At 41.2% G+C, this 12,324-nt stretch carries 11 protein-coding genes and 1 tRNA gene; 7 read left to right on the plus strand and 5 right to left on the minus strand.

Annotation, left to right across the window (positions count from 1 at the left end; genetic code table 11):
• Window positions 1–94: 94 nt before the first annotated feature.
• The 4 genes from U0035_RS07275 (at window position 95) to U0035_RS07290 (ending at window position 4,180) form a co-directional block, all read left to right on the plus strand.
• Window positions 95–1,006 (plus strand): sterol desaturase family protein, encoded by a 912-nt coding sequence (locus U0035_RS07275; protein WP_114789343.1) that lies wholly within the window; start codon window positions 95–97, stop codon window positions 1,004–1,006.
• On the plus strand, window positions 1,006–1,482 hold the full coding sequence (locus tag U0035_RS07280; protein ID WP_114789344.1) for a YkgJ family cysteine cluster protein: 477 nt from the start codon (window positions 1,006–1,008) through the stop codon (window positions 1,480–1,482). The genes U0035_RS07275 and U0035_RS07280 overlap by 1 nt, the downstream gene beginning before the upstream one ends.
• 90 nt (window positions 1,483–1,572) lie before the next feature.
• The gene (proB, locus tag U0035_RS07285; RefSeq protein WP_114789345.1) at window positions 1,573–2,610 is read left to right on the plus strand and encodes a glutamate 5-kinase; all 1,038 of its coding nucleotides are present in this window, start codon (window positions 1,573–1,575) and stop codon (window positions 2,608–2,610) included.
• Window positions 2,611–2,941: 331 nt separating this feature from the next.
• A complete protein-coding gene (locus U0035_RS07290; RefSeq protein WP_114789346.1) occupies window positions 2,942–4,180 on the plus strand; it encodes a glutamate-5-semialdehyde dehydrogenase in 1,239 nt (412 codons plus the stop codon).
• 59 nt (window positions 4,181–4,239) lie between these two features.
• Here the strand turns inward: U0035_RS07290 and U0035_RS07295 are convergent.
• Window positions 4,240–4,312: transfer RNA gene (locus tag U0035_RS07295), tRNA-Thr, on the minus strand.
• A 254-nt stretch (window positions 4,313–4,566) separates the two neighbouring features.
• Here U0035_RS07295 and U0035_RS07300 point away from each other — a divergent pair.
• Together U0035_RS07300 and dapA are read left to right on the plus strand one after the other, a co-directional pair.
• Window positions 4,567–5,538 carry an acetyl-CoA carboxylase carboxyltransferase subunit alpha gene (locus tag U0035_RS07300; RefSeq protein ID WP_114789347.1) on the plus strand — a complete coding sequence of 324 codons (972 nt, stop codon included), beginning with the start codon at window positions 4,567–4,569 and terminating at the stop codon, window positions 5,536–5,538.
• Window positions 5,539–5,742: 204 nt separating this feature from the next.
• Complete coding sequence (gene dapA, locus U0035_RS07305) at window positions 5,743–6,627, plus strand: 4-hydroxy-tetrahydrodipicolinate synthase (protein ID WP_114789348.1); 885 nt, start codon at window positions 5,743–5,745, stop codon at window positions 6,625–6,627.
• A 54-nt stretch (window positions 6,628–6,681) separates the two neighbouring features.
• On the opposite strand, the gene U0035_RS07310 is transcribed toward dapA, so the two are convergent.
• The 3 genes from U0035_RS07310 to U0035_RS07320 all read right to left on the minus strand — a co-directional run bounded on the left by U0035_RS07310 (window position 6,682) and on the right by U0035_RS07320 (window position 8,465).
• Window positions 6,682–7,152 (minus strand): hypothetical protein, encoded by a 471-nt coding sequence (locus tag U0035_RS07310; RefSeq protein ID WP_114789349.1) that lies wholly within the window; start codon window positions 7,150–7,152, stop codon window positions 6,682–6,684.
• A gap of 94 nt (window positions 7,153–7,246) precedes the next feature.
• Window positions 7,247–7,915: a DUF1003 domain-containing protein gene (locus tag U0035_RS07315; RefSeq protein ID WP_114789350.1), complete on the minus strand. Its 669-nt coding sequence runs from the start codon at window positions 7,913–7,915 to the stop codon at window positions 7,247–7,249.
• Between the two features lie 37 nt (window positions 7,916–7,952).
• Entirely contained in the window at window positions 7,953–8,465 is a 513-nt protein-coding gene (locus U0035_RS07320; RefSeq protein WP_114789351.1) for an acyl-CoA thioesterase, read from the minus strand.
• Between the two features lie 74 nt (window positions 8,466–8,539).
• Between U0035_RS07320 and U0035_RS07325 the strand changes: the two genes are divergently transcribed.
• A complete protein-coding gene (locus tag U0035_RS07325) occupies window positions 8,540–10,255 on the plus strand; it encodes an ArnT family glycosyltransferase (RefSeq protein ID WP_114789352.1) in 1,716 nt (571 codons plus the stop codon).
• Between the two features lie 5 nt (window positions 10,256–10,260).
• On the opposite strand, the gene U0035_RS07330 is transcribed toward U0035_RS07325, so the two are convergent.
• Window positions 10,261–12,087 carry an LTA synthase family protein gene (locus U0035_RS07330; RefSeq protein WP_245957600.1) on the minus strand — a complete coding sequence of 609 codons (1,827 nt, stop codon included), beginning with the start codon at window positions 12,085–12,087 and terminating at the stop codon, window positions 10,261–10,263.
• Window positions 12,088–12,324: the final 237 nt, after the last annotated feature.

Here is a 12,324-nt window from a genome sequence, read left to right on the forward strand (position 1 = left end):
AACATGTGCATAAGTATTTTGTTTTGTATTAATGTAACCGTTAGCAGATTAGCCTGAATACCAAAATATAAACTTATTTATCTTTGCGCCCATTATGGACACAGCCAAAGAACAACTGTTAATTTTACTGACGACGCCCTTATATATGGTTGTAATTGGTATAGAACTGATTTTTAGTCACTTAAGAAAACAGAATACCTATTCTTTTAAGGATACCGTTCAGAATATCTACCTGATGCTATTAAATGGCGGACTGGATCTGGCCTTTCGTTCTGTGTACATAGGCGTCGTATTGCTGTTTTTTTATAACCACCGGCTAGTGGCGCCTATTGAAGCACCATGGCTGTACTGGCTTACGTTATTAGTGTTCCAGGACTTCATGTATTACTGGCTGCACCGGGTAGATCATGAATGCCGTTTATTCTGGGCAACCCATTTCACCCATCACTCGTCTCCCAAATTCAACCTTACCGTAGGATTCAGGTCATCAGTTTTAGAGCCCCTGTACCGCTTTGTCTACTTCATTCCTATCGCATGGCTGGGCTTTCATCCGATAGATATTGCTTTTATATACTCTGCTACCCAGATCTGGGGAATTTTAATACATACCGAAAAAGTGGGCAACCTGGGGATATTGGAATATATTTTTGTTACGCCATCACATCACCGCGTGCATCATGGCTCTAATCCCAAATACCTCGATAAAAATATGGGTATGTTCCTGATCATTTGGGACAAAATTTTTGGAACCTTCCAAAAAGAGCTGCCTGCAGCATCATATCAACCCATCAAATATGGCCTTACCACTCCTATGGAGAAAGAAAATGCATTTACCATTGTATTTTACGAATGGATCAATATCTTTAAAGATCTGAAACAAAAAAACCTGACTTTCAAACAAAAGTTAGGTTATCTTTTTGGACCACCCGGATGGAGCCATAATGGCAGCCGTCAAACCAGCGAGCAGATGAGACAACAGGAAGAGCTGGAACAAAGCAATCAATAATGGCAAAAGATATACTTCAGAACTGGGAAAAAAGATCTAAAGAACATCGTAAACAGTACCAACAGTTTCTGAAAAGGACCGACAAAAATAAAGTGTTGAAATCTTTACCAGCCCTTCATGAAGAAGCTTTTGAACAGGTAGATTGCCTTAGCTGCGCCAACTGTTGTAAAAATTATTCCCCCCGCTTTAAAACACCGGATGTAAAGCGCATTTCAAAACATCTGGGCATGAAAGAAAGCGCTTTTATAGATACTTATCTCCGTGTGGATGAAGATGGTGATTTTGTAGTAAAATCGTCCCCCTGCCCTTTCCTTGCCGCAGACAATACCTGCAATATATACGAACAGCGCCCCTCCGATTGTGCCCGTTTTCCGTATACCGACGAGGATGTGCTGATCAAACGCCAGGCCCTGACCTTAAAAAACAGCGAGTTTTGCCCTATTACCTATTATGTGCTGGAAAAATTAATCCAGTAATACCATTCCCGGCAGGTTTTCTGTCCTGTACTTACTTGATATTCCTGCAATTTTGATGTAGTATACTAAATTTGCATACATTTTAATTTTATGAGGCAAAAGGTTTTAGTGATAAAGTTGGGTTCTGCAGTTATCACCAACGCGAACGGCAATATTAATAAAGCTGTTATTAAGAAGATCGTAACCGACATAGGTAACCTCCATACCAACTACAAGATCGTTTTGGTGAGTAGCGGAGCCGTTAGTAGCGGTAAAAAATATCTTTCGGGCTATAAGGGCACCCTGCTTCAACGTAAGGTAGCAGCCGCCATAGGCAATCCCATACTGATTCAACTATACAGAAGCTATTTCCAAAGGAGCGGGCTTACCGTAGCTCAGGCTTTGTGTGAGCGATCACATTTCAGTAACCGGAAGCAGTTTTTACAGTTGCGCGACACCTTTAATACATTCTGGTCGCACAATGTTATTCCTGTTGTGAATGAAAACGATGTCATCAGCGACCTCGAACTGAAATTTTCCGACAACGATGAATTAGCCACCTTACTGGCGATTGCTTTTGATGCCGAAACATTAGTACTATGTACCTCTGTGGGTGGTTTCTTAAATGGAGAAAAAAAGATCATCCCTGAAATAAAAGCCATAGACAAAGATGTTCTGGGGTTGGTAAAAAAGGGAGAAAAATCTGAATTTGGTTTGGGTGGGATGCTATCAAAATTAACCTTCACCAGGTTGGCCACCAATTTAGGTATCCATGTAATCATGTGCGGACTAAAATCTGCGTCTCCTATTACAGATGCTTTAAATAAAAAAACAGGCAGCTGGTTTCATGCGCAAAAATCCAATTTAAAAAACAGGCAGAAATGGCTGGCCAGCGGATCCATCACTTTGGGTAACGTCAAGCTCGATAAAGGAGCGGCAAAAGCTGTAGCAGAAAGAAAGAGTTTATTAACAGTGGGAATTACAGGCATTGAAGGGAGTTTTGCGATTGGTGAAGTGGTGCAATTAATGGGTGAGGATGATATCATTATTGGCATTGCCAAAACCAAATTAAGCAGCGCTGAATTAAAGAAACAACTAAAGGAAAAAAATGTTGTAGCTGCACATGCTAACGATATAGTGTTGGTTTAATATTAAAAAAAATAACAAAAACGAAGCAAAAAAAAGAGGGCTAAAAATGCATAAATTTACACTCGTTGTAAAAACGAGTGTAAAAAATTACTCTTATCAAAATGAGCAACTTCACCCCCAAAATACCGTATAATAATTTGCCAGACCGGCCTTCGGCAGCCGATATTGAAACGAAGTAAATACTTCGAAAAACTATATAAGAGGGAAGAGCATTAGCCAATTAAACAGAACACTGCTCAATCTTTGTAGCCCCAGTAAATATACTGGAGAATTAAACAAACTAATCAATCCTACTTTCGCAAAAGGTACATACCATATAAGAACCATCAACATGTCAATACAAACAACGCTCATCAAAACCAATAAAGCTAAAATAGCTTTACAAAAACTGCCGGAAAAGCAATTAAAAGGCTTATTGCAAGCCATTGCCCATGGTATTCTCAAAAATGAAGCGGCTATCTTAAAAGCCAATAAAAAAGACCTGGCGGCAAAAGAACCGAACGATCCTAAGAACGACCGCTTAATGCTCAACAGCGAGCGGCTTAAAAATATTGCCAATGCTATTAAAAACATTGCGCTACTCCCCGATCCTACAGGAACCGTTCTTGCTAAAAGAACTTTACCCAATGGTATCCGGCTTAAAAAGGTAGCGGTATCACTGGGAGTAGTAGGCGCCATTTATGAGAGCCGACCCAATGTTACCTATGATATTGCGGCACTTTGCTTACGTAGCCGGAATGCCTGTATATTAAAGGGTAGCAGCGATGCACAGCATACTAACAAAGTTTCTATCAGCATTATACAAACAGCGTTAAAAGAATTTGGCCTGGATATAAACACGGTAAGCCTGCTACCCCCTCAACGGGAAGTAGTACAGGAAATGTTTACGGCTACCAGATACCTGGATGTATTGATACCGCGGGGATCTGAAGGCCTGATCAGTTTTGTTCGTCAGAACAGCCTGGTACCGGTTATTGAAACAGGCGCAGGCGTTTGTCATGTATATATAGAAAAGACCGCCGACCTCAAAAAAGCAGTAGCTATTGCGGTAAACGCCAAGGTAAGCAGACCCTCGGTTTGCAATGCCGCAGATACCATTTTGGTAGACAAAGACATTGCCACCGATTTCCTTTATTTATTAAAGCCAGCTTTTGAGAAGTATGAGGTTGAAATTTTCGCAGATGCTGTATCTTATAAAAACTTAAAAGGCTACCCCTATTTAATCAAAGCAAAACCGGAAGATTTCGGCAGGGAGTTCCTGTCTTTGAAATGTGCTGTAAAGACCGTTAAGGATATTGATGAGGCTTTGGACCATATTGCCGAATACTCCACCAAACACTCAGAAGCCATTGTATCCAAAAACAAAAAAGCCTGCGAACGTTTTGTTACCGAAGTAGATGCAGCCGCAGTTTATACCAATGCGTCTACAAGATTTACGGACGGTGAAGAGTTTGGCCTGGGAGCAGAGATCGGCATTTCCACACAAAAACTACATGCCCGTGGGCCATTTGCCCTGGAAAAGCTCGTAACAGAAAAATGGATACTGGAGGGTAACGGACAAATAAGATAAATTCTAAAGTTCCTCATCAACGAAAAAGCTGGTAAATCACTTTACCAGCCTTTTTTATGAGCCGAAGAAGGGAGTCGAACCCCCGACCTGCTGATTACAAATCAGCTGCTCTACCAACTGAGCTACTTCGGCCTGCTGCAAAAAAGCACTGCGTTTTATCAACGGGCCGCGAAAATAAAGTAAAATTCATACCATACCACCATCACTATATTTCCTTCACTTTAATGCGTCTTCATTCCATTGCCACCTAACAATTTATCGAAATATCAGCTCCTCATGCCGCAAAAAACGACTTTTAAAACAGCGCCCCTTTACAGTTATCCACTACAACTCCCGGTATTGCTAAATAATCATTAATTTAGCCGCCTCATATAAAAGCATTGATTATGCCCCAAAATGCAAACAGGCAGTTCCTTGATTTTGAAAAACCAATAAAGGATTTATTGGACGAAATTGAATTAACTACTGAGCGAGAAAAGAAAACGGACATCGATCTAGGCGGCCAGATAGAGCAGCTTCAAAATAAAGTAGATGAAACGCGTAAGACCATCACTCATAATCTTACCGATTGGCAGCGTGTACAATTAAGCCGGCACCCGGACAGACCTTATACACATAAGTATATTGAGCTGATGACGGAGAACTATACGGAATTATATGGCGACCGTAACATTAAGGACGACAAAGCCATGGTAGGCGGGTTTGCTTCTTTAGATGGTCAAACAGTAATGATCATTGGCCAGCAAAAAGGATCTAATACCAAAAAGCGCCAGTTACGCAATTTTGGTATGGCAAATCCTGAAGGTTACCGTAAGGCCCTGCGTTTGATGAAGCTGGCCGAAAAATTTAATAAACCGGTTATTACATTGATCGATACTCCCGGAGCTTTCCCCGGTTTGGAAGCCGAAGAGCGGGGACAAGGCGAAGCGATTGCCCGCAATATTTACGAAATGATGCGTTTGAAAGTGCCGGTAATATGTATTATCATTGGCGAAGGCGCAAGTGGCGGAGCATTAGGCATAGGTGTGGGCGACAGAGTGTATATGATGGAAAACACCTGGTACACGGTTATCTCTCCCGAAAACTGCAGCACCATTCTCTGGCGTAGCTGGGACTATAAAATGAAAGCGGCAGAACAACTAAAACTCACTTCTACTAAAATGAAAGAGTTTGGCCTTATAGACGGTATTATACCCGAGCCTGATGGCGGAGCACATTGGGACTATGAACTGGCCGCTCAAAATTTAAAGAAGCAAATATTAGCAGGTCTCGCAGAAATAAAGAATATGAAACCTGAGAAACGTGTTGAAGCCCGTATAGAAAAGTTCAGCAAAATGGGCTTCTGGGAAGAAGTGTAGTAACAGATGAAAGATAGTAGTTTACGGGATAGCCGCGATACAATATCCTTACACCCGTTGGCGCTATCATTTTAAACTGATTATCTGCCGAAGCTAAAAGCATGCACTTCAACTGAAAAATAAAACCAATTAAGTTATGTTAGATACGTGATGTATATCCGTTATCTGTCAACTATCACCTATCATCTCAAATTTCGGACTAAAATGTCTTTACAACAAAAACTTACCGGCACCGGTATTGCAATAGTAACTCCCTTTACATCTAATGGCGATTTTGATTGGGCCACACTCGAAAACCTGATCAACTTCTGGATTGAAAATAAAATAGAATACCTGGTTGTAGCAGGTACTACAGGCGAAAGTGCTACCCTTACACGTGGAGAAGAACAGGAGTTGTTCGATTTCGTAAAGGAAAAAGCTGCGGGTCGCATTGGCCTGGTAGCGGGTATTGGCGGCAATGACACACGAGAAGTAGTTCATGCTTTTCAAACCATGAAACTGGATGGATACGATGCCATTCTTTCAGTAGCGCCTTATTACAATAAACCAGGTCAGGAAGGATTATACCAGCACTATAAAACCATTGACGCTGTAGCACCTTTACCGATAATCATGTATAATGTACCGGGACGTACCGGCCAGAGCGTAAGCGCTGAAACTACCGTTCGGATTGCCAATGATTGTAAAAACATTATTGCTACAAAAGAAGCTTCGGGTAGTTTTGAGCAATTCAATTATATCATGAAGTATAAACCAGCCGGGTTCATGCTGATCAGCGGAGATGATCCTATTGCGCTACCCATGATCGCACTGGGAGCCAAAGGAGTTATATCGGTGGTAGCTAACGCTTATCCCAAAGAGTTTGGAGACATGATACGTCTTTGCCTCGCAGGTGAATTTTCGCAAGCATTGCCTTTACACCTGAAGTTCACAGACATCATCACTTCTTTGTTTGCAGAAGGTAGCCCCGCTGGTGTAAAACAGTACCTGCAGGAGATGGGATTTTGCACTACCAACTCCCGTCTCCCGGTCGTGCCTGTAAGTGATGCGCATGCAGCGAAAATAAAAGCGCTCATGGCAACTGTTTAGTTATACAGCGATTTAGATTATTGGGGGTTGATGGCTGTTGCTGTCAACCTTTTTTTAATGCCTGTATTGGTCTGTAGCCGGTGGCTTAAAATATTGTCGTGTAAAAAAAGCGATGGGCAAACCGATGCAGAAAAATAAAATCGCGATTGCTGTAAGCGCAGCACTAAGCTCAAAGGAAGACGCCCCAATCTTACTTAAGGGAACAACCAACAGCGTAGTAACTGCCCAGGCTATAAGCGCTACCAACAGCGCGCTCAGAAAAATATTTTTCTGTAGGAATTGCATCCGGGGAAACAATTTAAAATAAACCACTACACAAGCGAGTACAATAAGAAAATGGCATAATAATCCAACTAAAGGATAGAGCGCCCCACCTGTAAATGCAGTTTTACCAAAGAGCCCGCTTGCGATATATCTCAATATGATATCCGGCGGTGTTTTACGGGCTACATAATTTTGGGCGAACGCACCAAATATATCTAATATGCCGGCAACTAATGTGGTTTTCAATATTTCCCTTTTCATAACCTGTTATTTAAACGATGACCTCCGCCTCAATAAATACACAAGTAAGCTAGTATTTTTTTTAATGGACAAGATGGTTCCTGCCGTTCAGTTGCTAGTTACCATCATTTTCAGTTTTGATCAATAGTTCTGTCAGCCTGTTCTCCAGGGCCAGCAAACGGTCCATTTTTTCGTGCAGCAGCTTTATTTCGAGCTCTGCCTTCAGGTTGATCATATAATCTTTCTTGGCCCTTTCCCTGTCTTTTTCCTCCTGCCGGTTCTGGCTCATCATAATTACCGGCGCCTGCAGCGCTGCCAGGCAGGACAGAATAAGATTCAGAAGGATAAAAGGGTAAGGATCAAATCCTTTATTCAGCAGTATCAATGCGTTAAGCCCAATCCATAATAGTAAAAAAACAATAAAGGAAATAATAAAGGTCCAGCTTCCGCCAAATGTGGCCACCTTATCTGCAACTCTTTGTCCGAGGGTAGCGCCTGAACTATTTTCATCCTCAATCGCATCTGCCAGTATCGTATCCCCGGCTATTGACTCCATAACGTTTTTTGCCAGGTCAGTAACTTTCCCGGTTTGGGCTGACAGGTGATGAACAATATACTTTTCCCTGTAGGCTTTTAACTCGGTAACCGACAGGCAATGATGGGTTGTAAAACCAGGGCTTTCCTGCCGGATCAAATCCACAATTTTATCATTGAGAGAACTGCCCGCCACCTTTTGAGATACAGGATACTCTCTCCCTGAAACATCGCTACGAAATGTTTTCATCAGATACGATTTAAAATTCAACCTTCCTTTTCAGCCATCATCCTTTTTCAAAAAGCTCCTTTAACTCTTTAGCATCGTCGGGCTTCATTTTACCGCCTAATATTAATCTCAACTGGCGACGACGCAATGCGCCGTTGTAACGTTCAACGTCATCCGCGGTTTCAGGCTCAATAGGCTGAGCGGCTTTGGGCCTGCTGTGCTCGTCCAAAGCAACAAAAGTGTAATAAGCTGTATTACTTCTATATTTCTGTTGCGTTACCAGGTCTTCCCCCCATACATCCAAAAACACTTCCATCGAAGAATTAAATGCACGGGTAACACGTGCTTCAATATGCACGGCATTGCCCAACTTAATAGCGTTTAAAAAAGAAATATTATCAACAGAAGCTGTTACTACAGGTGCGTTGCTGTGTTTTTGAGCAGACAAAGCAGCGGCAATATCCATCCAATACATCAATCTCCCTCCCATTAAATTCCCAAACACATTCGTATCATTCGGTAATACCAATTCTGTCATCACAATCAAACTATCTGCGGGTTTTTTAACCATTCTATACTTTTTTTACAAATGTAGCAGCAAATTGCAGATTTTTACAGTTACAACTTAAATATCAATAATAATACATGAGTACTACATCAGGCATTAAAATCCAGTCCGGTCAGAAGCAGGAAACCCGGGCCTTAGGTCTTTTTATGTTAGGATGGTTTATTGTAAACGCTCTGCAGGCCTATTTCCTGGGACTGGAAGGAGACGAAGCGTACTACTGGCATTTGTCCCAAAATATAGATTGGAGTTATTTCGACCATCCCCCTATGGTGGCTTTACTGATCCGGATGGGAGAAATTTTGGGTCATGGAAGCTTGTTTACCCGCTTAGGCACGGTATTCATAACAACGCTCTCCATTGGCATTATTTATAAAGCCCTGCCTGACTATTTAAAGAATATAAGATGGTATATACTGATAGCTGCATCAACACTTTTGGTAAACGTTTATAGCTTTATCACAACACCCGATGCGCCTCTTTTATTTTTTTCGTCCTTATTCCTGTTAACCTATAAAAGCTTTTTGAATAAAAGAAGTATTGCCAATAGTCTTTTGATGGCTTTATGTATCACCGGCATGTTTTACAGCAAGTATCATGGTATCTTACTCATTTTTTTCGTAGTACTTTCCAATTACAAATTGCTTATCAACCGGTATTTCTGGCTAACCATATTGATTACTACAGTTTTCTTTTTACCGCATATTTACTGGCAGTACGAGCACGACTGGCCTAGTTTCCGTTATCATTTGAATGAGCGTCTCGCCAGGCACTACCGAATAAACCACACCACCGATTATTTGCTAGGCCAGATTTTGGTTTTCGGCCCGTTTATCTCACTATTATTTTATGCAACCTGTTACAGACTTAAGATCAAAGACCCATTACTCAGAACTCATTTATTCATTTTTGCAGGCACTCTGATCTTCTTTTTGATCTCCTCCTTTAAAAACACGGTAGAAGCACACTGGACATTAATAGCAGCGCCTTCATTTATGACCTTATTTATGTCGCTTATTATAAACGGCACTAATAAGTACCAGCGTCTTTTTCGCAAATTTGCTATCGCCAATATCGTGATCATACTATTGGCCAGGGTGCTTTTTTTAGTTCCCCACTCTCCGTTTACCTTAATCCGGCATTATTATCCGTTTTTCTACGGAAAGCAATGGGCCGAAACTTTGCATAAGGCCGCAGGCAACACTCCGGTCATTTTTGAGAACTCTTATGTATTGCCATCGCTGTACACTTATTATTATCCGGAAGCTCAAGCCCTGGATTACAACACTAAGAGCTACCGCAAAACCAATTATAATCTGGAAAACGATTGTAAATTGAGTGGCCAAAAAGTATGGCATTATCAAATAACCCGGGAAAAAGATCCGGCTTTTACTTATATCGATACTAAATACAACCCCGGGCAGCTGCGTCCTATTGAAAGTTTCACCTGTGTCAATTCCTTAAGGATCGTTCCTCTGCAATTACCTTCCCGGTTAAAGGCCGGCTCGTCTTATCCAATTAAGATTAGGTTTGAAAACAAATCTGCCCGGACAATCACGCTTTATAATGAGCTTGAGATCGATTATGCTTTTTTTATCGCAAAGTCCGATTTTGTTAACGCGGATGAAGCTTATAAAATTGACGGGGATACGATTGCTCCGGGGCAAAAAAGCATTATTGCCCTTAACCTACGGACACCTGATCAACCGGGCTGCTACAAACTCCTTTTCTCCATAAAAAACAGACATCTGCAAGGCAACTTTGCCAGTCCGTTTTATGAAATAGAAATAAACTAAAGCCACTACCGTACAGTTAATCGGTTATCGATTAACCGGTTATTGTATTGCTGAATAAACGCTTTTAATCTTTTGTTCATTCGTGCCAAAGTATCTGGTTTTTGTTGCGCCAGGTCGGCTTGCAAAAACCGGTCAATCTTCCAGTTGTATAACTTTCCAGGTTTCAGGGCATCGCTCATTAATAAATAATCACCCTGAAACCAGCGGTATCCACCCGAGTATTGGTAAGCAAAATGAGGATCTTGTTGTGTACTGTCCAACACATTATTGCCGTAGGCCAAAAACGGTTTGTTGTAGTTGAGATAGCCCAGCACCGTCGGCATAATATCAATTTGCTGTATAATTTCATTCGTTACTCCTTTCATATTGTCATCGCCCGGAGCGTACAGGAGTATAGGAATGGCATATTCACCCCAGGCGTTCTGATATTCGCGGTGATGGGTTTCCGTAGCATGGTCGGCGCTTATAATAAAAAGTGTATTGTTAAACCAGGGCTGTGTTTTTGCCCGGTTGAAAAATTTTCTCAGGGCCATATCTGTATAACTAATACACTCAAATACGGGTAAGGCTCCTTTTTCAAAAACACCCTCGTATTGTTTAGGCACTTTAAAAGGATGATGCGATGAAACTGAAAATATAGTGCTGAAAAAAGGTTGCTGAAAACTGCTTAGCTTTTCATCAAAAAACTGGAAGAATGGCTCATCCCAAATGCCCCAGATCCCATCATATTCTTTATCATTATTAAATTCATTTTTTCCATAATAATGCGCTATACCCAATAATTTGATAATTGCTGCAAACCCCATTGACCCGTTTGGTGCTCCATGAAAAAAGGAGGTATGGTAACCTTCATTTTTCAAGGCATGCGCTAACCCGCCAATAGTATCAGACACATAGGGAGTCAGTACAAACGGATTGAATCCGCTTGGGATAGAGGCGATGCAGGATGGTATCGCATCTATCGATTTACGGCCATTTGCAAACGAATTCCAGAACACTTTGCTTTGCCCGGCCAGTGAATCCAGAAACGGCGTATAACCTTTATAGGTTCCATTATCCAAATCCTTATTATAAAAACCAACGGCCTCTTTACCAAAACTTTCGAGTAATATTAAAACCACATTCTTTTTTTGAAAGTGATTAGCCGGATCAGGCGTGTGAACCGGCGTGTAAATAGCTTCCAGCGCATACTCTTTGTAATACTCCATTTTTTTCAGCCCTTTCACACTCATGGTTCGGATAAATGTGAACGGAGTATTTAATACCAGGTAAATTTCATTGGGACTTTTCACATAATCGCCTGCGTTGCTGATGGTGATAGGCCTTGTGCTATGTTTAAAATCACCACGTATTCCACCTATAGCAAGTACTACTGTTAATACGAGTATGCCCGTACCCGTGATGTAATATCTAAGTTTGGATGAAGAGCTGTTGAACCTGGCCTGTACCCTGTTATAAAGCCAAATCATTGACAGGATGAGCCCCGCAAAAATCAATACAACATACCAGAAATCAAATATAAAATCCCAAACCAGCTTCAGGCCGTTTTTTTCATTTTGAAACTCCTGCAAGACGCTGAATGTGGTGCGGCGTAAAGTAAACCTGTAGTAGATAAAATCAATACAGTTAAGCAGCAGAGCAATACCTATGAAAATAAAAAATACAAGCCTTACTATTTTCAGGTACATTTTATTGTTACGCCATTTCTCCGGCACAGGCAGCAACATCATTACCAGCGGAAGCCCCCCAAAATAAAACAGGGCGGCGATATCAAATTTGCCTCCTCCCTTTAAAATATTAAACCAATCTTCCCACCCCAGGTGAGGAAACATTGATCTGTTAATCCAGAAAAAAAACAGTCTGCACAGGAAAAACAGGAACATTACCGTTGTAAACCGGTAAAGGACAACTGCATAGTAGTTAGTTTTGTACGTTTTCATAGCAAAAAAGAGCGCAAATTTAATAATATGATAATACTAGTTTAATAAGGCTTGCTTAAAATTTCCTTAAACTACCGGGAATATCTGCCGGCGCATGATTCAATTGGCAAATGACAATCGCTTATCATA

The organism is Niabella yanshanensis, from assembly GCF_034424215.1.
Taxonomy (GTDB): domain Bacteria; phylum Bacteroidota; class Bacteroidia; order Chitinophagales; family Chitinophagaceae; genus Niabella; species Niabella yanshanensis.

Bases quoted from the DNA above. Each gene is read 5' to 3' on its own strand.
- U0035_RS07275 (WP_114789343.1), top strand. From the start codon at position 95: ATGGACACAGCCAAAGAACAACTGTTAATTTTACTGACGACGCCCTTA.
- U0035_RS07280 (WP_114789344.1), top strand. From the start codon at position 1,006: ATGGCAAAAGATATACTTCAGAACTGGGAAAAAAGATCTAAAGAACAT.
- proB (WP_114789345.1), top strand. From the start codon at position 1,573: ATGAGGCAAAAGGTTTTAGTGATAAAGTTGGGTTCTGCAGTTATCACC.
- U0035_RS07290 (WP_114789346.1), top strand. From the start codon at position 2,942: ATGTCAATACAAACAACGCTCATCAAAACCAATAAAGCTAAAATAGCT.
- U0035_RS07300 (WP_114789347.1), top strand. From the start codon at position 4,567: ATGCCCCAAAATGCAAACAGGCAGTTCCTTGATTTTGAAAAACCAATA.
- dapA (WP_114789348.1), top strand. From the start codon at position 5,743: ATGTCTTTACAACAAAAACTTACCGGCACCGGTATTGCAATAGTAACT.
- U0035_RS07310 (WP_114789349.1), bottom strand. From the start codon at position 7,152: ATGAAAAGGGAAATATTGAAAACCACATTAGTTGCCGGCATATTAGAT.
- U0035_RS07315 (WP_114789350.1), bottom strand. From the start codon at position 7,915: ATGAAAACATTTCGTAGCGATGTTTCAGGGAGAGAGTATCCTGTATCT.
- U0035_RS07320 (WP_114789351.1), bottom strand. From the start codon at position 8,465: ATGGTTAAAAAACCCGCAGATAGTTTGATTGTGATGACAGAATTGGTA.
- U0035_RS07325 (WP_114789352.1), top strand. From the start codon at position 8,540: ATGAGTACTACATCAGGCATTAAAATCCAGTCCGGTCAGAAGCAGGAA.
- U0035_RS07330 (WP_245957600.1), bottom strand. From the start codon at position 12,087: ATGTTTCCTCACCTGGGGTGGGAAGATTGGTTTAATATTTTAAAGGGA.